Source organism: Stackebrandtia soli, assembly GCF_965137155.1.
Taxonomy (GTDB): domain Bacteria; phylum Actinomycetota; class Actinomycetes; order Mycobacteriales; family Micromonosporaceae; genus Stackebrandtia; species Stackebrandtia soli.
In genome coordinates, this window is record NZ_CBCRZX010000007.1 from 1 (window position 1) to 23840 (window position 23840).

Below are 23840 nucleotides of genomic sequence, written 5' to 3' on the forward strand. Positions count from 1 at the left end.
GGCTGGGACAGGACGGTACTGGGGTTCATGAGCATCACCTCGGGTGCAGTAAAGGACGGGACTCGCCCGCATCGGATCAACGCGGAACGCGAAGCGCTCGGCGGGTATGACTTCAGGCCAGTCCGGTGCGGGACCGGGCCCGTGTGTTTCGCTTGAGTCTCACGGCGGGAGGAGTACGACGGTCGAGCCGCGGACGGTGGGGTGCCTTCGCTTGTGGTGCACGCCAGTCGTTCTCGCCTCCGTCCATACTGGAGTTATGGCGTGTCGCGGCCAGCCCCGACCGGAAGAGCCCGTGGTCGACGCGTCGCGCCGCAGCTGATTCCAGCTCATCCCGGAGCGGCCCGTCGCGGAGGATCGCGCCAGGACCGAGCAGCCCCTCGACCACGGTCAAAGCCCCGGTGAAGTCGCCGTGGCCGAGTCGCTCTCGAACTGCGGGCAGCACCTCGGGGTTGCGGTGCAACGCGTCGATCGCTCGCAGGCAGGGAAGAGGGGGACCGCCAAGCGCCGCCAACAGCTCCTCCCGGCGTAGTTGGGCCGGGTTATGATCGATCGCGGTCAGCACCCCGCCTCGCAGCTCAATCCGGTGAACCTCACCTCGGCACCCCACCTGATGAGGGTCACCAGGTTCGGGAGCCGGAACCGCCTCCGAGATCGGTGTGTCGATTGTCGACAGTGCCTCGGCGACGAGCGGATGCATCCGCTCGATCGTAACCAGACCAGCCCGCAGCAGCGCCAGGTCGGGAAGGACCCGGGCCGCCGCTTCAGGCAGCAGCGGAAGCGCGGCCGCTTCCTGCGGTGGCAGGGGATCACGTAGCAGCCGAAGCGTCGGCGCGTGGCTGTCGTCGGGGGCAAAGAGTTCGAACACGTTGAGGTCGGCCGCACCGACCCGCACTGTGAAGGCTCCGAGAGGACAGTTCTCTGCCCGCAACAGCAACTCGGCTTCCGCGGCCCACCTCGCCACTGCCCACCGTTCATCTTGGACGGTGGGTGGATGCGGTAGGACAGCTGGTTCCGCGAAGGATGGCCCGCTCGCACCGCAACGCCGCGTCAACTCGCGGCTGCGCTCGGAATCCCAAAGATGCCGATGCAGGTCGAGCCGGAATCGCCGGTCGGGATGCGGGTGTGGGTGGTTGCCGAGGGCTCCACTTCCGGACCCCTCCCACAGGGCCAGAGACATCCGCTGACCAGCGTCCGCCCAGGCCGGCGGTGTCCGCACCACCAGGTGTGGCTGTGCGGTGTTCTGTGGAGGTGCGCCATTCAGGTACCGGTACCTGGCCAGGGAGATCGTGAGGCCGGGTCGGAGCCGCCCGTCGGGGGCGATCCGCGGCATATGCCAGCGGAGCAGATCCGGCGCCAGCCGACGCAGATCCGCACGCAGGCGGGTCGCGACATCGGCGCCGTAGTCGTCGCGGACGGCGCGAAGATCGAGATCAACGTCGATTCGGGCGGCGGCGCAGGCACCCGCCCAGTCCCCAATGGCACGTCGTTCGGACGCGGTTTTGATCATGGACGGTGGCACCGCGTACTCGCGTATGCGCTGCCACATCAACAGACGGGCTGGAACCTCGTTCACAGGGTGATGTGCCATCAGCACTCACCTTGCGAGAACGATTCCCCCGATCCATACGAGAAGAGATTATTCATCCCGGCCATCGTAACCACCCCGGGCCACAACCCGCCACCCGCTAGGCCGCAGCGCGTTCCAAGCACACCGAACGCTCGAAAACCACTCGATGGCTGATTCCTCATTGGGTGTTCGGCGGTGCTCTCCGGGCGGTCTTGCGACGTTTACCGGGTGGCCGGAGAGTTTCGGCTTGGTCGGGCGACGCGCGGAGGCCGGGACACGAACCACCGAACAGGAGGGCCCCACCAAGCCACAGACGACGACCACCTGTCAACCGCAAGACACCGAGCCCGTCGACGTCGTTTCAGTGGGCGAGTGGCCGGTTTCTACGGCTTGGTGGGGCTCGACCACCGTCACCACAGAAAGGCGTCTGTCCTACATCGCCCCACCGAGCCGTGAGTCTGTCGCCACCCAGTCAGGACGGTGGCGGTCTGTCAGTACGGCGCCGACCAGAGAAGATTGAGGACTATCCCAGGTTGTAGCGCGCAATGTAATCCGGGCCGACGTCGGGCAAGGGAGTGCCGTCCACAGCCGCGAACCAGATCTCGTTCTCCAACCAATAGCGGCACAGGAACGACTCGAAGGACTCACCACAGAAGCGAATCTCCTCGGGATCGTCCACCTCGGAATACTCCTCCGTACCGTAGAGATCGGTCGAGCAGACGACGGAGTGATCCTCACCATCCTCCACTATGTGCAGATACCAGTAGAGGCAGCCCTGCTGATCCGAGAGGAATCTCAGCAGACGGCCACCGACCGCCGACGGCACCGGAGCGGCGTCGAGAAAGATGAAGCAGGCTGTGCTCGAGCGGACACGATCCTGGAGCGCCGAGGACTCCATGAAGCGGATGAAGGCCGTGGGCAACCGAAGGCCGTCACGAGCACAGGCCTCCAGCAACGCGGGCAGCTGCTCTAGGGCGTTGCCGTGGATGGCCCATTTCTCGTGGGCGGGCTGACCGGCGAGCCACGCCAGATCACCACTCAGCTCGAACGGGACGGGCGGCAGTCCTTCGAACTCGTATTCACCGTAGGTGCCGACGCGTGGCCGCGCGTCAACACCGGCGGCGGCGAGGTCCGTACCCCACCAGGCGGGCCGAAACGGGGAATCCTGTGCTCTCATATCGACCATCTTCCATCATCACCAACGCGGGAAGCCGTTCTCCCCCATCGCTTCTGGTGACGCGATTCAGCGACGCGGGAGCTGTCGAGCGATCTCCACAACGCGCTGACCGAAGGTCAAGGACGCGCCGGCGGCCTTCGGATCGGACAGCGACGACGCTTCCAGGGCCGCTGCCAACACCGGCTGAATGTCGTATCCGATCCGCTCCCATTCACCGTCCGACCAGATCGCCTTCTCGATTCGCGCGCGTCGGGCCGCCTTCTCCGATTCGGACCCGCGCGACGTCCGAGCTCCATACATGATGGACAATATGGCGATCGCCTGATAGGCGAGGGGACGAAAGTTCCGGTTGACTCGGCGAGTGCTCACCAGCCATTCCCAGCGGTACAACGCCGAGGCCGCGAGATAGAAGTCCTCTTCGGAGGCCTGACCGAACAGCTTGTCGAAGTCACTGCCGAGGTCTCGGTGATCACTCGACGGCGGAAGTTTGCCGAACATCGCGATATGAGCGCGCAGCTGCTGATTCAGACTGATGACGCCGACGCGCAAGCTGGATCGCTTGCCCGGTCGCCGACCGAAGTAGAGCTGCCGGTCGTCCGACAGCTGGCTGCGGTAGTGCACCTCGAGGCGACGGATCAGCTTGTTCCGGTTGATGAAGTAGACCCGGGGTATCTCGGTTTGACGATTCGTCGCCGTCACGATGTCATTGACGACGTCGTCGTCATCGCACTCGATGAGCTGCACCTTTACGGCGACGTCGTCGAGATGATCCCGTTCCTCGGCCAGCACGTGGCACGTCTGACAGCCGTTGACCACTTGGAAGTCCCGCATCACGACGCGAGAATCGTTCCAGGCGCGCAGGGAACGCGCCACGATCGTCACACCGTTGTTGAGGACCGCGAAGCGCCGACGCTTCGCCTCATCACGCAACGTCGCGCGAATTTCCTCGTTGACGGGCGCGGTCGGCTGATACTCGCGAATGTTCTCGCTGAACAGCGTGGAGTTCGGCGAGCCGTTCTCGTCGGCAAGGGCCGCAACCAGATCAGCCGCCGAGACGACGCCCTGCCGCGCCCGAGTGACACCGGGCGCGGCTGGCAACTCGTAGTGACTCAGAAACGTCAGCTTCGCCGTGGCCGACGACTGCGCCCGCTCGTACAGCTGCGTCAACGCGTCGCGTCCCAGGCACTGGAACTCGACTTCGTGCACGACCCCGGTGCCGGTGAGCGCCTCTTTCGCGCGGTTCGCCTCGGACAGCATCTCCGAGTTCGCCTGCGTCGATGTGTTGGCGTACACGACGACGAGCCGGACCCCACGATCGCTGAGACGGTCCATGCGTTTGCGCATGACACGCAGGCACTCGCGGAGCGGTTCGACGTCGGCGGCGTTGTCGAGCGCGATGTCCGTCCGCAGGATGTTCTCGACGCGCACCCGAAGATCCGAGATGATCTTGCGGTCCATTTTGGCCGATGTCTTCGCCTGGACGATGATCACGGTCGGCGACAGATCACCGGACAACTCGAAGCAGTCCTCCAGCTGTGCGGGGTCTCGGAAGAGCTTTTCGCCGATGGCGACCGCGTACGAGTCGATGCCTCCGTCAGCGCTCCCGCCGATCCGGAAGTCGGCGGCGTTGAACGAGTCGAACGTGTACTCGCTGAGTACACAGTGGGCCGTAAACGCCTCGAACTGTTCGTCTGGCCTCCAGGCGGCGAGATCGCGATCATCGCAGAACTCGGTCATCAACTGGCGGATCACTTTGTCCATCTTGTTCCCTACTGACGCGTGCGGGCTCGTTCCACGATCTCGGTGTCTTCCAGCGGTGCGCCATGGTGACTGAGGCACATCGGCACGGTCATCCGCGTCATCGGTTGACCTTCCAGCGACGAGTAGAACTGCCCCGCCGTCAAGACCGCGACCTTCGGTGGTTCCCCTCCCCGGGCGCGGGCCATGTCCTGCACCGCGGCCATCTGCGCGGGAACGGTGACACGGCCGTAGACGTGCGTCGCCGCGTTTCCGGTGATGCGGTTGTCGATCCCGCGCGGCGCCTGCGTCGCGTACACCAGGCCGAGGCCGTACTTCCGCGCCTGTGACGCCAGGTTCCGGGTGCTTTCGGTGCACGGCGTCGTCTTCCCTGACGGAATGAAGGTCTGCGCCTCGTCCATCACGAACAGTCCACTGAGCGGCTTGTCCCGGGCCGGGTTACGTTTGATCCAGGAGAACAACGCCATCTGGAGGCGATTGATGAACGCGGGCCGGTTCTCGTCCGGAACGCCCGCCAGGTTGATGACGGACACTCGCGCGCGGAAGCCGTCGGTCGGGGTCAGCAGACGGTTCGGGTCGAAAACGGTGCCCTCGCCGTCGAACAACGGATCGTTCGAGCGGGCGTATGAGAGCGCGGACGCGACATAGCTGGCATGTTTGCCCGCCGACGGCAGGTCGAGGACGTCGTCGGGCGGGTCGGCGAGGAGCTCGATGAGTCGATCGAGATCGCCGCCGCCGTGCCGCGCGAAGTACATGAGTGTCTCGCGTAGTACGGCACGGCGACCGTCTTTCACATGGCTTTCACCGTCGATCCGGGCCCGTGGCGCCAGGGACGCCACCGCCGTGTCGACCGCGAGCCGCAACTCGTCGCGATCGTCCCGAACGGCCGCGAAGTCCGGAAACGGTTCCAGCGTCAGCGGTCTACCCTTCGAGACGCCGGGCGTCCACACCACGACCTCGGAACCGGCCAGGTATTCCCGCGAGCGCGCGTCGTCTCCCGGCCACCAACCGTCCGGTTCGACGGGCCACGCGTCGCCGAGCCGGGCGAGGTCGTTGTTCGGGTCGAGCACGATCGTGCTGACGCCGCGAAGCGCGCACTCCTCGATAATGCGTCGCAACAGGACGGTCTTGCCGGATCCGGATCCGGCGAACACCGCGACGTGCTTGCGCAGCGATTCGAGTTCCACCGTGACCGCGCGACCATCGTTGTCCGTGCCGAGCGGGATCGTATTCGGCCCGACCTCGGGCATCACCGGATGCGGGTCACGCTGGGTGGCGTCGGGGCCGCCGTTCTCCCCCNCGCCGGCGACGGGCCCGGCACCGGCATCGCCGGGAGCGCGTCGTCCGGTGGCTCGGCGAACCGATCGACAGCCGTCGCGAGCGCGGTCGATCCGACGGGGCGGTGCTGCCGCAACCATTCGCGCACACCGGGTGCATCGCCGACGGTCGTGAGATGAACGGCCCGGAGCGTACGCAGGTCGTTGTCATTCAGGTCCACGATGATTCCGCCGGCGTTCTCGACGTCTATCGATGCCTCGCGCACCCGTGGTGTCTGACCCCACGGGTTGGTTCTGACAATGATGAGGTGGGAGTCGGTTTGGCCGTCGTAGGCGACGGCCCGGGCCTTGTCGAGCCTGGAACCTACGGTCGCGGCGTGCTTCGTGTTGATGCCGCGCAGGTACAGCTTCGCCCCATCGGGAGTCTTCACCTCACAGTGGATCGACGGGCTGCCGGCGCCCCGGCAGTTGTCCCGGACCTCCCATTCCACACCGCGTTCGATCGCGAGGGCGCGAACGGCGGCGGTCAGGACCGCCGCGACGTCCTTCTCCGCCGAGGTCTGCTTCAGTTCGTCCAAGATGACCGATCGCCGGTGGTCGGCGAAACGGTCATGGGTCCGCGTGACGACGGGGTCGGACGCCTCCGGCTCCGTCGACTTCCCGACGGGTTCGGAGAGCTGCTCGATCGGTACGAGCTCGTCGGCTTCCAAGCACCTGCGCACGTACGCCTCGACCAGTTGGATGAGCCGACGGGGACGGAACCCCTTGACCGACTCGAACGCGTCGGGAGGGACGGGCCAGGTCGGGTAGGGCGCGACGAAATCGAGCTCGTCGAACTGCCGTGCGAGGAAGGTCGCGATGAGACGCCGACCGACATCGGGGCTCGGGATCGGTTTCAGGCTCATCGCCTCGTGGAAGCGGTCGATCGCGGACCGGGTCGCCCCTTCTTTGATGACTCGCCAGGTGTGATCGAGGCAGGAGATGAGGGTGATGCTGCGGGTGAGCTTCTCTCGGATGGTCATGAGACCGGTGGCGAGGTCGGCACCAGCTGTGTCACTTGAGGCGACGCGGGTCGACGCCGCAGATCCCGCGACCAGGTCATCGATCTGGTCGACGACGAACAGGGACGGGCCCGTCATCGCCAACAGAGTGGACAGATGACGAACGATCTCGTCCGGCGCACCAGGGCGAATCGGTCGTAGTCCCCAGTCGCCCCGGGTGTCGAGTTCGTCCTCGTTGTCGTGGAAGAACGCCCAGGCCGCGGCTTGGGCGTCGTCCTGACGGACGGCGGCCAGGGCGAGCGCCAAGCCGACGTTGCGCAGGTCGCGGCTGGGATGGACATCGCGCAGGCGATCGGCGAATTCGCGCAGTTGTGCCCGGATGACGTCGTCCGACGCCGCTTCCCGTCCGGACAAGATCGCTTGGGCCGTCTCGGGAAGCTCTACCCGGCGTGCGAGCCGTTGGACGACCAGCGTCAACTGGGTGGTCGGAGGGATGGGGAACTGATGGAGCTCGACCGGCTCATGCAGGTCGCTGACTATTGAGGACACGACACGTCTCCACAGCGTCTCGCTGCGGCCGTCGGGATGGATATTGAAGTAATAGCCGCCGAATCCGGCGATGAGGCGGCGCGCCCACCAGATGAGGTGGCTCTTGCCGGAACCGAATTCACCGTGGACGACGAGCCCCGCTGGCGAGTCGACCACGGAGTCCGATTGGAGCGCCGTCAGCTCGTGCCGAACCCGGTCATAGGCGGCCTGATTCAGGCCGTTGACGTGCGGCAGAAACCCTCTCCATAGTGTCTTCTCGGTTGGCACCGCATCGAAACGCAGCGCCGTCAACACTTTCCGCTCCCGTGCGTCCATGCCTATCCCACCGAGTAGAGATGCTTGTCGTCGCCGACGATGTGCAGAGCGGCCGCGCGGTCGGCGTCCGTCAACGTCTTCTGGTTGACCTCGGCGATGAGCTTGATCCGGTCATCGCGGAACAGCGCGGTGAGCACCTCGTCCAGTTCGTCACGGGGGACGTCCGCGAGGTGCGCGCGGAGGTCCGCGAGGCTGGCCCAACCGCCGGGCTCCGCCGTGAGGTCCGCATAGGAGTCGATGACCCGCGCGCCGACGGTCTTCGGGATGACGACGGGCTCGGTCTCGACGACCGTGGAGATCGGAGCATCGACGTACATGTCGACGAGGCCGAGCTTGTGACCACGCAGGACGGACAGCCACCGGGCACTGGTGTGGTGGAGCAGCTTCAGCAGCGGGGGGTCGCCCGCGTCGGCGGGGCGGGAGAGTTCCTCCTCCGCGACGCGCCAGCCCTTCTCGGTGAGTTCGAAACGGATCGGCCGTTCAAGGATGACGGCGAGGCCCTTCTCCTCAAGGGCCGAACGGACGGCGGGGCCGATGGTCGTCCCGATGAGACGCTTGATGTCCGCGTTCGAGACCTGCGGTTCCGATGACAGGAGGGCGAACAGCGCGACGCGCTCCTTGTCGGACAGTGCTCCGGGTGCCGGAGGTTCCGTGGGTCCGCCGAGTTCGTCCTTGACGTATGCCATGCCGTCGGATGTCAGCGTGTACGTGTACGTCCGACCGGCCACGTCGACGGTGACGAAGCCGGCATCGGTGAGTTTGTCCCGATGAGACTGTTTGACTTCGCTTCCAGTCCGGGCTCGGACTTCCTTGGCGGTCAGGCTTTCTCCCGTACCGAGAGCCCGCAGGACCTTGATGACCACCGGAGAGTTCTTAAACTGGGACACGTGTCATGACCTTTTCGCGTGAGGAAGAGTGAACGACAGTCGGCGTGCTTTCCCGTTGCCACAATGAGCCCACACATCGTATTCGACGCATGTGCATACCGCAATGGGGGTCACCTTACGACAGTGTTCGACGACAGTGAATCCTCGATGGGAATCGTGCCGATGGCACTCGCACACCGAGGCGAGATCGGGGAGAGTCGATTCAGGAGCATCGAGACACCCGCACTGAGACCCTACACCACTGTGGCCCAACACACGTGACACACGTTGGGGCCGAGGTGTAGTCCGAGACGTCGGTTGCGTTGAGACGGAGGTCCCGTGTTGCCTGGATGGCCACTCGCGACAGAAATCTCTCCGACGGATTCGAGCGTTGGAACAGATGCGGGTGCGAACCGGGCAGAGCCGTCGCCCATCGGAGCTCGACATTCGACGGGACGCGAGTTCGCGAACTGAGTCGACATCGAGCGCCGACCCAAAAGCATCGACACCTATCGTTGTTGAGGTGGGTGTCGATTCAGAACGGTCCATGAGGCGACCGCGAGGTAGACGGAACCCGTCCACTTCAGAGCATTCAGTGTCGACTCCCGGAGTCCCGATCCGAGACGGTACGTCCTGGATCGTTGGTCGTGGAAGTTTCGTCGGCGGGGGCGGGAACCCGTCGGCGCCGACGCCGCGCCGCGAGAACCGAACCGAAACGACCCGGCGAACGCCGCAGAGAAACGCGCCCGAATCGCAAGCCCCCGTCGCCCTATCGCGACGCCGTCGCAACCGACGGCACCCCACCCCGAAAAGTTTACAAACGTCTACAGGTGAGCTATGGTCGAAGAGTCGTACCGTTTCGATGACGCCGCGTACGACGCGCTGGGACAGGCGGGCGTCGATTGGCAGTCCGTGACGGATGTGCTGTACGCCCGTCGTCGAGTGCGGCAGCATCTTGGAGCGGTGCTGCGGATCGCGGCGGCCGATCGGCGTGGCACGTGGATCACCGTCACGCTCATCGAGGACGGCGACGACGACTATCTCGTGGTTTCGGCCCGCGTACTCGACCCGGACGAAGCCGCGATGCTGAGCTCTCTCATGGGAGGCCCGAAATGACAACCCGAGACCAGGCCCGACGGGCCCTCGAATCCCGCGACTGGGGCACCGCCACGGTCGATACCCGGAAGCGCCCGGCGACGTCGGTGTATTCGGTCCGGGTGGACTCGGAGCTGGCCGATTGGATCGCCGCCGAGGCGGACCGACGAGGTGTCAAGCCGAGCGCCATCATCCGAGACGCGATCACCCAGGCGAGGACCACGACGACCGAGGACCACACCGTCACCGTGCGCTTGTCGGATCTGCACCGGGCGATAAACACGATCGTCAAGCCCGGTCGCCCACGGGCCGCCTAAAAGAAGACGACCCGTGGCCCGCCTGAGCGAGCCACGGGACCGGTTGTCACGCGTTCGTCAACTGGCTCTGTTCCTGCCGTCGAAGCATCGACTTCTTCCGATGCTTCGCGAGCGGTTCGACCATGCGTGCCGCGAGCGGCCCGACGATGACGAGGATGAGCACGTAAGCCGCCACCAGCGGCCCGAGCTCCGACGTCACGAACGGGGTGCCGACCGCGAGCCCCGCGATGACGATGCTGAACTCGCCACGGGGAATCAGCAGGACCCCGGCGCGCCAGGCACCGATCCGGCCGATGCCGTTGCGTTTCGCCGCGACGAGGCCCGTGATCAGCTTCGTGATGATGCCGACGACAGCGAGCCCGCCCGCGATCGCGAGCACCGGAGGCAGCGCCGTCGGGTCCGTCTTCAGACCGAACGACACGAAGAACACCGCCGCGAACACGTCCTTCAAGGGGTCGAGGACTTCCCGTGCGCTGTGTGCGAGTTCGCCCGACAAGGTGATGCCGACGAGGAACGCTCCGACGGCCGCCGAGACGTGGACGCCCTCAGCCAGGCCGGCGATGAGCAAAATGAGACCGAGCACCTTGAGAACGAGGATCTCATTGCTGGGGCTGGCGAGGAACCGCTCGATGATGCCGCCGAACTTCGACGCGACGACGAGCGCGACCGTTACCGCCACCGCGGCGACCGCGAGGCCGATACTGGCCTGCGCCAAGGCGAGCCCGGCGAGCAGCGTCGTCACGATGGGCAGGTAGAACGCCATCGTCAGGTCTTCCATCACCAGAATGGACAGAACCGTCGGGGTTTCCCTGTTACCGAGCCACCCGAGGTCGTTGAGGACCTTCGCGGTGACGCCGGAGGACGTCACGAGCGTCACACCGCCGAGGACGATCGCGGCGATGATGCCCCAGTCGAGCATCAGTCCGACGATGACACCAGGGGCGGCGTTGATGACGAGGTCGAGCAAACCGATCGGGGCGCCCTTCTTGAGCGTCCCGAGCAGTTCCTGCGCCGTGTATTCGAGCCCGAGGGTGAACAGGAGCAGTACGACACCGATCTCGGCGCCGACCTCGATGAATCCCTCGGCCGCTTCCAGGGGGGCGACTCCTCCGATGCCGAAGCCGAGCCCGGCCAGGAGATACAGAGGAATGGGAGAGATGGAGAAACGGGCGGCGAGCGCGGAGAGGATGCCGAGGGCGAGAAGGACCCCTCCAAGCTCGAACAAGACCAAGGCTGTATGTGACACGTACCGCCCTTACCCGTTGGTGAGAAGGTCTCGGACGGCATCAGTCCCGTCGGCGGTCCCGATCACGACGACGATGTCGCCGGTGTCGAAACGGAAGCTCGGCCGCGGGCTGGCGATGACCTCGCCGTGCCGGACGACCGCCACGATGGACGCGCCCGTGCGGGTGCGCGCCTGAGTGTCGGCGAGCGAGCGACCCTCGTACGGCGAGTCGTCGTGTATGCGCACCTGCTTGGAGACGAGACCGTCGACCTGGCGTTCGAGTTCGGCGAGGCGCTCGACGATGCGGGCGCCGCCGAGGAGTTCGGCGAGAACGTTCGCCTCCTCCCCGGTGAGCACGACGCATTCGGTCGCTGAATCGAAGTCGTCCGGGTCGTACACCACGAGTTCACGCCGACCCGACTTGTGTGTCACCACACCCATCCGACGGCCGCGAACAGTCTCGAACTCGTAGCGCAGCCCAATGCCTGGAAGGGCGGTGCGTTCGACGTCCATGTCAATCCTTAAAGTCAGATAGCGGGCCGTTGTCCTTCAGAAACGCCCCACCCACAACCGTGACATCTTGTCATCCGGCTGGATGCGATGACGCCCGGGCATGATGGGGTGCGCAAACACTTCCGCCGTCGTAACCAGGGACGGTCACGACGGCGGATGCGTGTTTCATTGGTATATATGCCTATTCGGCGTTTTCTTTGGCGATCGTCTCGCGGACCTCGTCCATGTCGAGTCCTCGAACCTTCTCGATGACCTCGTCGAGCGCGGAGCCGGGCAGCGCTCCCGGCTGGGCGAAGACGAGCACTCCGTCCCGGAACGCCATGAGCGTCGGGATGGACGTGATGTTGGCTGCCTGAGCGATCTCGGGCTCGGCCTCGGTGTCGACCTTGCCGAAGACGACGTCCTCGTGCTTTTCGCTCGCGGCCTCGAAGACCGGTGCGAAGCGACGGCACGGAGCACACCAGCTCGCCCAGTAGTCGACCAGGACGATCCCGTCCTCGCCGATGGTCTTCTCAAAGCTCTCGCGGGTCAAGTCGATGGTTGCCATGTGCCGTTGCCCTCCACTACATGTCAGTTGGTCTTGCTGTCACAACCGCCCCAGGGTCGCAGATATTCCACTCGTAGTCGTGGGTGGCGCGCCCTACCGGCGCTGACCAGGCACATCACTTTCCCCCGATACACGCTGGCGCCCCCGAGAACGGCTCATGTATGGTAATCCAGCGCGTGCAGGTCACGCCGAAAACCCAAGGGGTGGCAGTAGCTACTCGTGGGGCTAACTACATATCGTGCACGCGCGAGTGGCGGAATGGCAGACGCGCTAGCTTGAGGTGCTAGTGTCCTATTAACGGACGTGGGGGTTCAAGTCCCCCCTCGCGCACGAGAATTACGAGGCCCTGACCAGCGAGAACATCGCTGGGTCAGGGCCGAAGTCTTTTCCGGGGCGCATCTGGGGAGCATCAAACCGGTCCAACCCTGTCCGGGCATGGGACGGGCGGGGTCAACAAAGACCTATGTAGAGCGTCGCGAGAACGCGAGCGGCACCATTTCGTATCGCGTCAGGTGGCGCGAAGGCGGTCGAGCCTGTTCCTCTACCCCAGCAAGGAACACCTGTTCGCCGACTCGTCATCTCCCTCCCATGACCGGGAAGCGGCGGTCCTGCCGGCCGAACGAGTGTCCACTTTCCTCAACCAGATCGGATGACAACCCGCTACTGCCACCGACTCGCGATGCGCTGAGCCTTGGGTGGCGTCTGTCGTGCAACAACAGATGCCACCGAAAGCCACGCTGCGCGGCAGCGGCACCGGTGCGCCACCGCCCTCTGCGCGGAAACGGGCGCGCTGAGTCAGCCGTTACCGGGCATCGGTCGGTATGCATGGGGCTCAACCGAACAGGTGATTCCCTGTAGGTTGGAGATCCCGTTTCACACCCCAGCCGAAAGACGTCACCCATGAACAGTCACCGGCCAGGCACCCAAACCGGCCAGTCCCCGTCGACGGCCCGCACCGCCGGGAGGAAACGAAGGCTCGTGGCCGCCGGCGGTGTCCTCGGTGCCATCGCCGCTCTGCTCTTGGCGAGCACACCCTTCGCCGACGCATCGACAGTCTCACCCGAGACCGGCACCGCAGCCGAACTCAGCTTCGGCCACCCGGTGTTCACCCCGGCCGAGATCGACGCCTGGTCGTCTACATCTCACGAGTACACCCGGCTCGCCGGTTCGTGGGCTGGCAACGTGAACCGGTCGTATGCCTCCTACGGTGCCGAAATCAGCAGCACCGAACGTGATGTGTTCAGAGACGAATCGGGATACCTCAAGGTCCAGGCGATGCTCTGGGCCGCCGACGGCGATACCGCCCGTCGGGACAAAGTCGTCACACGGCTCAACGACATAGGCAACGTGACCTCGTGGCAGGCGGACGCAGCCCAGCAATACCGCCTCGTGGCCGGTTGGTCGTGTACCAACCTCGCTCAGGCCGCCGCCATGATCGACTACCAGGACACCGACTTCACACGATTCCTGGTCCAGGAGTGCTATCCGCTCCTGGATTGGTCCAACGGCGGCAACTGGCACGCCAGTTTCGCCGACTCCCGGCTGGCGATCGCGTCCTATGTCCAGGACACCGATCTGTGGAATGACGCGAAGGCATACTTCAACACGCGCATCGCGCAGTCGATCTACCACTCCCGATACGACGGCACCCGGGTCCGGCCGCTACTGGACGCCAACGGCAAGCCCTCGGTGGGCCTTACCCAGAACCACTGGGGCGGGACCTGGGGCGTCACACAGATAACCAGCGATCTGTCCCCGATCGACCCGGCCCGCTTCCCCGACGGGGTGAACGCCGAACGCACCCGAGACCTCGGCCATGTGTCGATGGGGCTCGGTGCCTGGATCCACGGCGCCCGAACCATTCTGGCCCAAGGCGACACGCTCGAACCTCATGCCTTCGACCGGCTGCTCGCCGCGTACGCACATCACGGTGACCGGGTGCTGGCCTATCTGGACACCGGCGTCATCCCCGAACCCGGTACCGCCAGAGGCGATGGTGGCAACGCGTTCAAGATGGCATGGTTCGGGGCCTGTACCTTCTTCGCCGACCGCTCACCTGCGGACCTGGCGGCATTGTGTGCCCACGCTGAGGTGACAGGCCTTTCGCCGGTCGGCGCGAATCACCTGATCGCCGAGGCTTTCGCATACGCCGCATAGCGCGAGGGGCCGTAGCTGTTGGTTCCGGGTGAACATGGTGACACCCCCCACCCTATACGAGTAGGGGGTATATCTCGGCAAGATCGTGACTTGTCCGAGGTGGGCCTCAAAGTTACAGATCAGGGGACCCTCAGCTGGGAAGCTGGTTCCGACGCTTCCGTATTGCTCTGACGAAAGAGGCGAGCGCTACGCGCACTCCTTGAATTGACCAGGTTGGGGCGTCGAACCGTGAGCGCCGCTGACTACCAGCAGTGACGTACACCCCATGGGCTCCCTGCCGATAGACAAGACATAGTAGACATGTCTAGCCCTATTCAGGTACATGGAATAATCGATACGCAGGCGAAATGGGGAGTAGGGACATGATCGAGTGTGCGTAATGCGATCAGCCCACTGTAGATACCGGCCTAGCGTGCTGGCCGTACTTCTCCGGGTTCATTCACGGCTTCAAGCACATATCGTTTGCGTGTCCGAATCCTGTGGGTCACCTCCAACGCCCACGAGCTCGATACCGTCCTGACCAAACAAACGGGCTCGGCGACGGGGTCCGTCCCTAAGTGATCATTGCAGGTTGCTTGGCGCGCAACGGAAGCCGGAACAGTATCGGTAGCATTACCGCTTTGGGTTCTTCGGTTGACGGAGTGGTTCATGGTGGCAAGCACCGGCTTCAGTGTCAAACAGTGGCGCAGATACGGCCACCATCGGCTCTATGTGGATGATCCGCAGGGTCAGACGCTGGGCTGGTTCGACCTGAAGTCCAGGCAGGCTCACGCCGACACGGCTGCAGAGCGCACAATCGTCGCGGCAGCGGCGACACGGTGGATGGCCGACAACGGCATTCGCCCCGCCGACGCGACGGTTCCCCGGCAGCGGTCCAAGTCCGCGGCAACGCAGACGCCACGCAGGTTTCCGGAGAAGCCGGCGACGCCCCGAAAGACACTTACCGCCACTCCGTCGGGCACCGACTTGGCGGGCAACCGGCCCGGCGAGGCCCTCATGGCCATAGCCCGCAAGCACCAGCTGGAGAACCGTTTCCTCCGTGTGCTCGCGCGTACGCTGCGGATCCGCACTCCGGACACCTCCTGGCGGGTGGGCGCGGCGGGTGAACGGATTGTGGGCCGACGATTGAATAAATTGGAACGACATGGCTGGCGAATTCTGCACAATGTGGACCTGCCCGGCGGTGGAGATGTCGACCATCTCCTGATCGGCCCCGGCGGGATCTGGACGGTCAACACCAAGCACCTCCGGTTGGCCTGGGTCACCGCCGCCGATGACGCCCTGTACGTCCGTGGCCGCCGGAAGGAATACCCCGAGGCGGCCAGGCGCGAGGCCACCCGGGTTGCCGAGGTGCTCCGGCGAACGCTGGACCGGACGGTGAGTGTCTCCCCGATGATCGTGGTGCACGGCCACTCCCGGCTTCACGGCTGGTGGCGCCGGCGGCCCATGGGCGTGGTGGTCCTGCCATCGTGGGCGGTACGGCTGCGGTTGCGATGGCACCGCCGAGTGCTGTCCCCGGTCGACGTCGATGAGATCTACTCGCACGCGCGCTGGTCCGGAACCTGGCGGAAACCCTGAACCGCCTTTCTTCTGCAAGCACGTATCCGTTTGCTCGATAGCGCACCGAAGCTCCAGTCTGAACTCGATCGTTTCTTGGAAGAGTTGCGCTTTCGCGACAACCTCGCCTTTCCAGCAGCAGTCATGCACCGTATTTCGCCAGTTGGCGCGCTATGTATTCGACGTCTCCGGCACAGCCTTGAGGCCGCAACTCGTGCAGGTTCCATGCAGGTCTGGTACATCGTGAGCTTCTGACCGAGAGAAGGGTACGAGATCGATCATGGCTGGATCACTGTCACGACGTGGCTTGCTGAAAATCGGCGGAGGTGTCGCCGTGGCGGGCATCGCCGCCGCCGTCGCCGGGAATGCGCTGGCCGAGGACGTCACACCGGCTGCCACCTGGAAGTCCAAACTCGTGTATCCCGGCGCGGATGGGCGGCTAATATATGCCGCCGATTCGAAGGGTAAGAAGATCGCCGACTTCAGCTGGGCCGGTTACCGCAATGGCGAGGCGCCGCTCCCGGACGTCCCAGTGGTCAAGACGATCGGCCCGGTCAGCGGCGACAATACCGCGCACATCCAGCAGGCGCTTGACGAGGTGGGTGAGCTGCCCAAGGACGGCAATTTCCGTGGCGCGCTGCTGCTGAAACCGGGTCACTACAAAGTCGCCGGCACCATCAAGCTCAAGCGCAGCGGCGTGGTGCTGCGCGGGTCCGGCAAGGGCGGCGACACCAATGTAAACACGGTGATCACCGGGACCGGTGATTCGAGCGTGAACGCCGTCCTTTCGGTCGGCGGCACCTCGGGCAGCTGGGACTCTCAAGTGCCCGATACAAAGACCAATGTCACGTCCAGTCACGTCGAGGCGGGTTCGCGCCGTCTCACCCTCGCCTCAACGGCCAAGCTGAGGGTCGGCGACAACATCATCATCTATCATCCCTGCACCCAACAGTGGCTCGACGCGATCAATGGCGGCGGGGTCAAGGACCAGCCGAAGTGGAAGGTGGGTTCACAACCACTGGTCTACAACCGGTACATCAAGCAGATCGAGGGCAATGACATTGTCATCTGCGCCCCGGTATTCAATGCCCTCAACAAGTCCTACTCTCAATCCTATGTGTACAAATGGGACCAGGCCGGGCTGGTACGCAACGTCGGTGTCGAGAACCTGCGCATCGACATGGGCTCGCCGGCCGCCGAGGATGAGAATCACCAGAAGAGCTGCATCAGTGTGACCCGCGCCGAGGACGCCTGGGTTCGCAACTCGAGCCTGATGCATTTCTCGGTCTCCGGTGTCGTCGTGCAGCGCAGCACCAGGGTCACCGTTCAGGACGTGCGGGCCAGTCATCCCCGCTCGCAGCTCATCGGCGAACGGCGGTACAACTTCAGCGCCGCGAGCATGGCACAGCAGGTCCTGTTCCGCGGCCTATGGGCCACCCATGCCAGGCATGCGTTCGTGGCCACCGGCTCCAGTACCTCCTCGGGAATCGTCTGGCTGGACGGCTACAACGAAAACGGCTACTCCGAATCCGGTGGACACCAGCGCTGGAGCCAAGGTCTGCTGTACGACAACATCAAGGAACTGTCCAGCCAGAGCGACAAGGCATGGGTGCTGTCACTGCACAACCGCGGCGATCTCGGCAGTGGCCACGGTTGGTCCTCGGTCAACAGTGTGGCCTGGAACTGCACCGTCGACAGCGGCAAGCGCCTGTGTATACAGCGCCCACCGACCTCCCAGAACTTCGCCATCGGTACCACCGGCGCCGTCAGCAGCGTCAACTGGTACAACACCCACCAGGCCGGCTACGTCGAGGGCACGAACAAGCCCGGACTCGAACCCAAATCGCTGTACCTGGCCCAACTCGCCGACCGCCTGGGCACCTCCTGACCAGGCGACGCCCGCCATCGAACATTTCGAAATGGACTCTTTGGCAGGCACTCCGGCGTCCAGGACCGTTTGGTGGAATGCCATGCGCGGCGGTGCGATCGTGGGTGAGGTAGACCCGTCCGTCCTCGTTGACGAACCCTGCACCCGGGTCGGTGCGGCGCTCGTGTTGTGCCTTCTCCACGGCCCCAGTCGAACCCGCCCGCCTCCACTCTTGCCCGTAGGTGTGAGCCAACGCTCACTGATCGACCTGGATGGACACGATCGACTCGGATAGATTGGGCTGCAAGGGAACTAGAAACACCAAAGGGGAGAATCATGCGCAAGACATGGATTACCCGTCTCGCCGTCGCGGGGGCGATGGCGCTGGCTCTTGTGGGTTTGACTGCGGCCCCCGCCGCCGCGGCCACCAACAAGACCCTCGTCGACTCCCACGGACAGTTCACGTTCATCGATGACGGTGACGTGTTCCAGATCTGCGACAACAAGGCCGACGGCTATGGCGTCACCGGGCAGCTCCAGCTTCGTTCCGGGGTCGACGGCAGCATCTCGACAGTCATGACCATCAACGACGGTGGCGACGACGGCTGCGACAAGCAGGGCTTCAACATCGGCAACTGGCACACCTACCGGATGATCTACTGGTGGGGCGGAAACAAGTCCGGCACCCTCCAGGCCACCGGCTGGTTCAACGAGTGAACACATCCGGCCGCGAGTTCGATCGGACTCCATATCGGCCGAACTGTCAACCAGGCGTCGACCGCAAGCGGTCGGGGCCTGGTTGACGCTCGAATGCCTCGGACAAGACCCACACCTCGATTGATTGCAGAACATCGACGTCGAGACGACTTCACTGCCGAGGGCTCCGCCGTCTCTCCCGCAATCGCGGTGACGTACGCAGGATGCGGATCATGACCGGGCGCATCCGAGGTCCGGAACCGATAAACGCGGTCCCAGAGGTACAGGCAAACCGGTGACCATGTGTCCGGCGATGCCGATTTCCCAGTGAGGCGGGCATGACCACGAACCTGTTGCCCAGCTTGGGGTTCCGACTGAACCTGCTCGCTATCCGAACCCGAGCACTCCCAGAACCGACTGCCGCACGAGCTCGAAATCGAGGCTGTCCATGCCCAGGATCAGCATCGACAGCACGTACGCGACGTTGATGTACTCGGGTCGAGGCGGCATGGTCGCCAAGATCCGCACACTGACCAGAAAAGCCAAGACCAGCGAGGTCGACGCAACTTCAAATCGCGACTCCATATATTCAATGTGGAATGAGTAGGGCTCCGACGAGCGGGACCACGAAGGTTGCCACCGTCTCCTCGTCCAAACCGGAGCGAGCCGGTCTCACGGCACGGAAGGCGAAGTCGGCGCGGCATGCACCGTCCACAGGCACGCTCACGCAGCGAAGCGTGAGGACCATGCGGACTCACCCACGTCGGACTCGGTATGGGTCTAAGAGAAGAGGTCGGGTGTGGGACGAGGGGTCATGTGGCGGACTGGCGACGGACCATCTCCGTTATCCAGATCGGGGCGTACGGCGACGTGCAGTTGGGGGGCGTCGGATAGTCCTTGAGGACTTCGAGGCGTTCGCCGATCGCGAGCGCGCGGGCGCGAAGCTCGGGGTGGTGGATGCCGATCGTGGCGAGGCACTCGTTCATCGCCCATTGGAGGCGGTCCGGCGCGTCCTTCATGCGGGCCTCGATGGCGTCGAGGAGACCGTCGAGGTCGAGGCCGTCCGGCTTCTTTCCCACGCGGGCGCTCGTCAGGGCCCACCCGGCGCTTCCTACGACGGGGTCCGGGTCGGCGAACCAGGTGGTGCGGAGTTCTTCGACGTGCGGGCTCTTCTTGACGACGTAGTTGACGAGCCAGTCATGGACCTTGGGGACTCGGGCGTCGCGGATCATCGAGTCCAGTTCGTCGGCGGTGTACGCCTTGGGACGGCTGATCAGGATCGCGACGAGCCGGGCCGCGCTGTCGCCGGTCTTCCACAGGCGGCCGGCGAGATCGTGCTGGGTCTTGAGACGCTTCGCGACGGCGCGCAACTTGGTGAGGTTGACGCCGTGGTCGTCGCCGTGGCGTTCGTTGACCGCGCGGATCTTGGGCTCCTCCAGGGCGGTCAGCTCCGCCATCACGGCGTCGACGGTCTCCTGGGACGTCGGGTCGGTCGTCGTCACGTCTTTCTCCACTCCCTGGTCGATGTCGGGTTCAGCGTACGTCGGGGTTCGCCGTGATCCCATCGATGACCTGGTCGGCGCGGCTGGGACGGGGACCGATGAGGCGGAGATCGCGCCCGGGTCAGCGGATGTGCCGCCGGGGCGACGGTGGTCACGTGTGGTCGTGTTCACGCCGCCACGTAGGCCTCGGCCTCCCGGCTGCTCGCCATCGTGCGGTGTTCGCCGACCCGAATCACCGACGCCTCAGCACTCGTACGCGATTGGTCTCCGCGCTTCGACCGCGTCGAGTGTCGGCTGCGCATCGGTCAGCCGGCACCACGCCTGGCATGACTCCGAACGATGCGGTCAAGACCGATCCGGGCGGCCGGAGATGACAGCCGCCTCCGTCATGACGGAGGCGGCTGTGGTCCATGCCTCGGGCGAGGTCGTGGCAACGCGTCCCAGCTCGCGTGGACCGCAGACACGAGCTTCGGGTTCGGTCAGGGGTGGCGGCCGGAGAGGACGCAGAACTCGTTGCCCTCCGGGTCGGTCAGCACGACCCAGCTCTCCTCGCCTTGGCCGACGTCTGCCGGTCGGGCACCCAGGTCGAGCAGGCGACGGACCTCCTCGTCCTGCTCACGGTCGGTCGGGTTGACGTCAATGTGGAGTCTGTTCTTGACGGTCTTGCCCTCGGGTACGCGTGCGAAGGTCAACGTCGGCGGCACGGGACCACGACGGTTCCTGCCCTCGGGGACCGTGGGGGAGCCGATTGTGACGACTCCGTCCTCTTCGTCTTGCACCTCGTAGTCGAGCACCTCGCACCAGAACCGGGCGAGACCGTCGGGATCGGCGCAGTCGATCGCGAGCTCGGTGAACTTACTGGCCATTCAGGACCTCCCGGTAGAGTCACGAGTTGCCAAGAGCCGCACATTGACCAAGGTATCGAGTGGCTCGTTTCGACTCCCACCGATCACCCCGCCGCGCGCCATTGTGAGGTTACGCAGCCCTCTTCATAGGCCCATCGTCCCTCTTCGGCACCTTTGAGGATCAGGCGCTTGACCGCCTCGATGTCAACGCTCGATGGCACGTTCAGCGCGACGAGTCCGAATTGTTCGATGATCTCCGCCTCGACGCCGAAGGGCGCGAACGTCTCCAGGACCGCCTGCCGGGCCTCGGCCTGGCCGTCGTTCTCCTCCGGGAGGATCCGGATCGTGCAGTTGTCCGAGTACTCCACGACCTTCCTCACCCATTGCGTGCCGTCCTCCTCGGGAGCGATCACCACGACGTCGCCCAGCGCGTAGCCGCGTGCGAAGAACGGGATGTTGTCCAACCGGGCGCGGTCCTCCCCCACTCGAACGGCCCACAACTGTTCGCTTCGAGCTGGAGGCCAACCGTCCTCTGGTTCGAGATCGAACACCACCCTCAGACGATCATCGTCGGAGCCCGGCCCGCGGTGTGCTTCAGTCATCCGCCCAGGATGTCAGACCGGCGTACCTGAAGCGCCCACGCCAACGGGACTGAATCACGTGAGACGCGCCCGAGTGGTGGTCGCTTCGCTCGAAGGTCACAAAAGGCCGAGGCCCGGGAGCCGTCAACGATCTAGTCTGTACGCGTCACCGAGCCCCGACCCGGTATCGCGGACTCATCGACAACTCGAATCACATGATCGCACCATAAAGGACCATCCATAATGGGTAGCTACAGGCAGCTCATGCTCGCCGTGTCCCTCCGTAAGAGCACGCCCGACCTGGTGATCTCGGTCCTGCGTCGAATGTTCGGCGAGCCCTACGACGGGCCACTGCCGACGCATCCCTTGTTCAGCACGAAACAGTGGGAGTACATGCTGTACGCGGGCGACACGTACTATTCGCCCGTCAGCTGGAAGTCCGCTTTGGTCGACAATGGAAGCAACTACGATCTCGTCGTCCACTACTACCGCAAGGACTCGACGAGCGAGACGTTTCCCTTCCTGGACTGGATCGCCCAGTACGTCGAGGCCTACGACGCGCCACAATACGTGGGCCATACACGGCTCGACCACCACGAACACCCCACACTGATCTACATGGATGGACGCACCGCGACGCTCGTCGACGCCGCGACGGCCACTCCCGGGTTGGACGGCTGGGCCATCCAACCCGGCAAGGGAAAGTACGCCGGTCTCTGGCACCGCTGCGATGGGACGGACACCCTCATCGACCACTTCGACAAGACAGTGTCGCTACTCGAGATCCACGCCGCCATACACGAACACGTATGCGGTCTGTACGAATACGAGTGAGGACCTCCGACGGCCCGACCAACCGCGCACCGTACTCGGACCTCGCGAAATCGTCGACGCCGAGTCCAGGGCTACGGCCGTCAGGCCCGGGGCCACGGTGGACGACAGCACGGCGGTCCAGTCGCGCCGAGCCGCGCGACCGGCCGCCGAGTTCCTCTCGGATCGACTGCGGCAAAGTGATTGCGGGGCGCGGTACCGGTTGTTACCGTGCGGCCGTGGAACTCTTCTCCCGCTCCTGGACGGCGTTGCGCAACGCGGTCGCCGAGCTTTCAGACGACGACCTCGCGCGGCCGTCCGGTTGCACCGGTTGGCTTGTTCGGGACCTGGTGTGTCACTTGATCATCGACGCCCAAGACGTCCTGATCACGCTCGCGACGCCCACCGAGGAGGAGCCGACGCGCGACGCGGTGACCTATTGGGAGCTCGCCGAGACTCCGCCGACCGGTGACGATCCGCTGGACGCGTTGACCGTCAGGCTGGCCGCCGCGTATCGGGAATCCTGGCTGCTCAAGTTCCATCTGGACGATGTCGGTTCCGCCGCCGGACGCGCGGCCGAGCTCGCCGACCCCCATCTCCGGGTCGGCACCCGCGACGTGGTGCTGACCGTGGACGACTACCTCGGCGCATATGTTCTGGAGTGGACACTGCACCACCTCGACCTGGCGGCGCACCTCCCGCACGCGTCGCGGCCGCCCGGCGAGTGCCTCGCCCGGTCGCGCGCGATGTTGGAGACGATCGCGGGGGCCAGATTCCCCGCCGAATTGTCTGATGAGGACGTTCTCCTGATCGGCACCGGACGGCGCGTTCCGGCCGACGTCGAACGCACGACACTCGGAGAACTCGCCGCCCGGCTGCCGTTCGTCCTCGGCTGAGATCCCCTGGCGGACCATGGTCCGCCGGAGTGACGAACGGCCCGGCCCCTGGACGAGCACTCCCACCTCGAACGCCGCTGACGGCTCGCCGAGAGCCCCCACCACGCACTGCCGCAAGGGTTCTCGTTCCTCGGGATCTATGCCGGGAACCACGAGCACAATTGCGGCACGCACGAGACCGAATGGGCGATCGTCATACTCGAATCGCCGTACACGGCGAGTTCTCCGAGTGAGGAGGCCGAGGCGATGACGAGGACGGACGCAAAGGCGACCACGTATCGGTTGCGAGTGCGCGATAGGAACTCGACCGCGACCGCGTCACCCTCGAACACAATCCATCCTATGTGGATGAGTGGAGACGCGAAGACGGCCAGCAGGGCGAAGTAGACGACGAGGGCGAGCAGATCATCGACGAACGGCCATTCGAAGGGCCTGCGATCCGCGTCATAGAAGAGCATGTCCGCCTCGATCTTCACCAAGAACGCCTGAACCCAGGTCAGAAGACCGAAGGCGGATGCGAGGGTCCCGAGTGAAGGCAGATTGAGCCCGGTTTCGCGACGCCACTGCAATGACCGCGCGATCGCCCTTCCCTCGATGATCAGAGCCAAAGCGACGACCGGGATTACCTGTGCCAGAAGTGATGTCTGTTCGGGCTTCACCCCCTCATGGTCCCCGGACGTGTCAATCCCGGGCCCGGCTCGGGCCCAGCGCGGCGGCGGTCG

At 64.8% G+C, this 23840-nt stretch carries 21 protein-coding genes and 1 tRNA gene; 9 read left to right on the forward strand and 13 right to left on the reverse strand.

Going from position 1 to position 23840, the window contains the following annotated elements:
- Window positions 1-112: 112 nt before the first annotated feature.
- The 5 genes from ACM9NP_RS06295 to ACM9NP_RS06315 all read right to left on the reverse strand — a co-directional run bounded on the left by ACM9NP_RS06295 (window position 113) and on the right by ACM9NP_RS06315 (window position 8531).
- Entirely contained in the window at window positions 113-1588 is a 1476-nt protein-coding gene (locus ACM9NP_RS06295; protein WP_415645645.1) for a hypothetical protein, read from the reverse strand.
- 502 nt (window positions 1589-2090) lie between these two features.
- Window positions 2091-2744: a hypothetical protein gene (locus tag ACM9NP_RS06300; RefSeq protein ID WP_415645646.1), complete on the reverse strand. Its 654-nt coding sequence runs from the start codon at window positions 2742-2744 to the stop codon at window positions 2091-2093.
- Between the two features lie 66 nt (window positions 2745-2810).
- Window positions 2811-4505 (reverse strand): AIPR family protein, encoded by a 1695-nt coding sequence (locus ACM9NP_RS06305; RefSeq protein WP_415645647.1) that lies wholly within the window; start codon window positions 4503-4505, stop codon window positions 2811-2813.
- Window positions 4506-4513: 8 nt separating this feature from the next.
- The gene (locus ACM9NP_RS06310) at window positions 4514-5752 is read right to left on the reverse strand and encodes an ATP-binding protein (protein ID WP_415645784.1); all 1239 of its coding nucleotides are present in this window, start codon (window positions 5750-5752) and stop codon (window positions 4514-4516) included.
- A 1894-nt stretch (window positions 5753-7646) separates the two neighbouring features.
- Complete coding sequence (locus ACM9NP_RS06315; protein WP_415645648.1) at window positions 7647-8531, reverse strand: hypothetical protein; 885 nt, start codon at window positions 8529-8531, stop codon at window positions 7647-7649.
- A gap of 816 nt (window positions 8532-9347) precedes the next feature.
- Here ACM9NP_RS06315 and ACM9NP_RS06320 point away from each other — a divergent pair.
- Window positions 9348-9626, forward strand: coding sequence for a hypothetical protein (locus ACM9NP_RS06320; RefSeq protein WP_415645649.1), 279 nt, complete (start codon window positions 9348-9350; stop codon window positions 9624-9626).
- Entirely contained in the window at window positions 9623-9922 is a 300-nt protein-coding gene (locus ACM9NP_RS06325; RefSeq protein WP_415645650.1) for a ribbon-helix-helix protein, CopG family, read from the forward strand. The genes ACM9NP_RS06320 and ACM9NP_RS06325 overlap by 4 nt, the downstream gene beginning before the upstream one ends.
- Before the next feature lie 46 nt (window positions 9923-9968).
- Here the strand turns inward: ACM9NP_RS06325 and ACM9NP_RS06330 are convergent, their stop codons facing one another.
- The 3 genes from ACM9NP_RS06330 to trxA all read right to left on the reverse strand — a co-directional run bounded on the left by ACM9NP_RS06330 (window position 9969) and on the right by trxA (window position 12207).
- Window positions 9969-11153: a cation:proton antiporter gene (locus tag ACM9NP_RS06330; protein WP_415645651.1), complete on the reverse strand. Its 1185-nt coding sequence runs from the start codon at window positions 11151-11153 to the stop codon at window positions 9969-9971.
- Between the two features lie 24 nt (window positions 11154-11177).
- Window positions 11178-11660, reverse strand: coding sequence for a cation:proton antiporter regulatory subunit (locus tag ACM9NP_RS06335; RefSeq protein ID WP_415645652.1), 483 nt, complete (start codon window positions 11658-11660; stop codon window positions 11178-11180).
- A gap of 181 nt (window positions 11661-11841) precedes the next feature.
- Window positions 11842-12207 carry a thioredoxin gene (gene trxA / locus ACM9NP_RS06340; protein ID WP_415645653.1) on the reverse strand — a complete coding sequence of 122 codons (366 nt, stop codon included), beginning with the start codon at window positions 12205-12207 and terminating at the stop codon, window positions 11842-11844.
- A 244-nt stretch (window positions 12208-12451) separates the two neighbouring features.
- On the opposite strand from trxA, the gene ACM9NP_RS06345 reads away from it, so the two are divergent.
- The 5 genes from ACM9NP_RS06345 to ACM9NP_RS06365 all read left to right on the forward strand — a co-directional run bounded on the left by ACM9NP_RS06345 (window position 12452) and on the right by ACM9NP_RS06365 (window position 18505).
- Window positions 12452-12537 (forward strand) — tRNA-Leu (locus ACM9NP_RS06345).
- Between the two features lie 570 nt (window positions 12538-13107).
- Window positions 13108-14364, forward strand: a complete 1257-nt coding sequence (locus ACM9NP_RS06350) for a hypothetical protein (protein ID WP_415645654.1) — start codon at window positions 13108-13110, stop codon at window positions 14362-14364.
- Between the two features lie 648 nt (window positions 14365-15012).
- The gene (locus ACM9NP_RS06355) at window positions 15013-15942 is read left to right on the forward strand and encodes a nuclease-related domain-containing protein (RefSeq protein WP_415645655.1); all 930 of its coding nucleotides are present in this window, start codon (window positions 15013-15015) and stop codon (window positions 15940-15942) included.
- 259 nt (window positions 15943-16201) lie between these two features.
- Window positions 16202-17809 (forward strand): peptidoglycan-binding protein, encoded by a 1608-nt coding sequence (locus ACM9NP_RS06360; protein WP_415645656.1) that lies wholly within the window; start codon window positions 16202-16204, stop codon window positions 17807-17809.
- A gap of 315 nt (window positions 17810-18124) precedes the next feature.
- Entirely contained in the window at window positions 18125-18505 is a 381-nt protein-coding gene (locus ACM9NP_RS06365; RefSeq protein WP_415645657.1) for a hypothetical protein, read from the forward strand.
- 366 nt (window positions 18506-18871) lie between these two features.
- Here the strand turns inward: ACM9NP_RS06365 and ACM9NP_RS06370 are convergent, their stop codons facing one another.
- The 4 genes from ACM9NP_RS06370 to ACM9NP_RS06385 form a co-directional block, all read right to left on the reverse strand.
- A complete protein-coding gene (locus ACM9NP_RS06370; protein ID WP_415645658.1) occupies window positions 18872-18994 on the reverse strand; it encodes a hypothetical protein in 123 nt (40 codons plus the stop codon).
- Window positions 18995-19296: 302 nt separating this feature from the next.
- Window positions 19297-19941, reverse strand: coding sequence for a DNA alkylation repair protein (locus ACM9NP_RS06375; RefSeq protein WP_415645785.1), 645 nt, complete (start codon window positions 19939-19941; stop codon window positions 19297-19299).
- 524 nt (window positions 19942-20465) lie between these two features.
- Window positions 20466-20852 carry a VOC family protein gene (locus ACM9NP_RS06380; RefSeq protein ID WP_415645659.1) on the reverse strand — a complete coding sequence of 129 codons (387 nt, stop codon included), beginning with the start codon at window positions 20850-20852 and terminating at the stop codon, window positions 20466-20468.
- Between the two features lie 83 nt (window positions 20853-20935).
- Window positions 20936-21433 carry a DUF4265 domain-containing protein gene (locus ACM9NP_RS06385; RefSeq protein ID WP_415645660.1) on the reverse strand — a complete coding sequence of 166 codons (498 nt, stop codon included), beginning with the start codon at window positions 21431-21433 and terminating at the stop codon, window positions 20936-20938.
- A 222-nt stretch (window positions 21434-21655) separates the two neighbouring features.
- Between ACM9NP_RS06385 and ACM9NP_RS06390 the strand changes: the two genes are divergently transcribed.
- Together ACM9NP_RS06390 and ACM9NP_RS06395 are read left to right on the forward strand one after the other, a co-directional pair.
- On the forward strand, window positions 21656-22246 hold the full coding sequence (locus tag ACM9NP_RS06390) for a hypothetical protein (RefSeq protein ID WP_415645661.1): 591 nt from the start codon (window positions 21656-21658) through the stop codon (window positions 22244-22246).
- 215 nt (window positions 22247-22461) lie between these two features.
- Window positions 22462-23118 (forward strand): maleylpyruvate isomerase N-terminal domain-containing protein, encoded by a 657-nt coding sequence (locus ACM9NP_RS06395; protein ID WP_415645662.1) that lies wholly within the window; start codon window positions 22462-22464, stop codon window positions 23116-23118.
- A gap of 137 nt (window positions 23119-23255) precedes the next feature.
- On the opposite strand, the gene ACM9NP_RS06400 is transcribed toward ACM9NP_RS06395, so the two are convergent.
- Entirely contained in the window at window positions 23256-23777 is a 522-nt protein-coding gene (locus tag ACM9NP_RS06400) for a hypothetical protein (protein ID WP_415645663.1), read from the reverse strand.
- Between the last annotated feature and the right edge of the window lie 63 nt (window positions 23778-23840).

Bases quoted from the DNA above. Each gene is read 5' to 3' on its own strand.
- ACM9NP_RS06355 (WP_415645655.1), top strand. From the start codon at position 15,013: ATGGTGGCAAGCACCGGCTTCAGTGTCAAACAGTGGCGCAGATACGGC.
- ACM9NP_RS06360 (WP_415645656.1), top strand. From the start codon at position 16,202: ATGGCTGGATCACTGTCACGACGTGGCTTGCTGAAAATCGGCGGAGGT.
- ACM9NP_RS06305 (WP_415645647.1), bottom strand. From the start codon at position 4,505: ATGGACAAAGTGATCCGCCAGTTGATGACCGAGTTCTGCGATGATCGC.
- ACM9NP_RS06320 (WP_415645649.1), top strand. From the start codon at position 9,348: ATGGTCGAAGAGTCGTACCGTTTCGATGACGCCGCGTACGACGCGCTG.
- ACM9NP_RS06325 (WP_415645650.1), top strand. From the start codon at position 9,623: ATGACAACCCGAGACCAGGCCCGACGGGCCCTCGAATCCCGCGACTGG.
- ACM9NP_RS06375 (WP_415645785.1), bottom strand. From the start codon at position 19,941: ATGGCGGAGCTGACCGCCCTGGAGGAGCCCAAGATCCGCGCGGTCAAC.
- ACM9NP_RS06310 (WP_415645784.1), bottom strand. From the start codon at position 5,752: ATGCCCGAGGTCGGGCCGAATACGATCCCGCTCGGCACGGACAACGAT.
- ACM9NP_RS06295 (WP_415645645.1), bottom strand. From the start codon at position 1,588: ATGGCACATCACCCTGTGAACGAGGTTCCAGCCCGTCTGTTGATGTGG.
- ACM9NP_RS06390 (WP_415645661.1), top strand. From the start codon at position 21,656: ATGGGTAGCTACAGGCAGCTCATGCTCGCCGTGTCCCTCCGTAAGAGC.
- ACM9NP_RS06365 (WP_415645657.1), top strand. From the start codon at position 18,125: ATGCGCAAGACATGGATTACCCGTCTCGCCGTCGCGGGGGCGATGGCG.
- trxA (WP_415645653.1), bottom strand. From the start codon at position 12,207: ATGGCAACCATCGACTTGACCCGCGAGAGCTTTGAGAAGACCATCGGC.
- ACM9NP_RS06335 (WP_415645652.1), bottom strand. From the start codon at position 11,660: ATGGACGTCGAACGCACCGCCCTTCCAGGCATTGGGCTGCGCTACGAG.
- ACM9NP_RS06300 (WP_415645646.1), bottom strand. From the start codon at position 2,744: ATGAGAGCACAGGATTCCCCGTTTCGGCCCGCCTGGTGGGGTACGGAC.
- ACM9NP_RS06385 (WP_415645660.1), bottom strand. From the start codon at position 21,433: ATGACTGAAGCACACCGCGGGCCGGGCTCCGACGATGATCGTCTGAGG.
- ACM9NP_RS06380 (WP_415645659.1), bottom strand. From the start codon at position 20,852: ATGGCCAGTAAGTTCACCGAGCTCGCGATCGACTGCGCCGATCCCGAC.
- ACM9NP_RS06370 (WP_415645658.1), bottom strand. From the start codon at position 18,994: ATGCCGCCTCGACCCGAGTACATCAACGTCGCGTACGTGCTGTCGATG.
- ACM9NP_RS06350 (WP_415645654.1), top strand. From the start codon at position 13,108: ATGAACAGTCACCGGCCAGGCACCCAAACCGGCCAGTCCCCGTCGACG.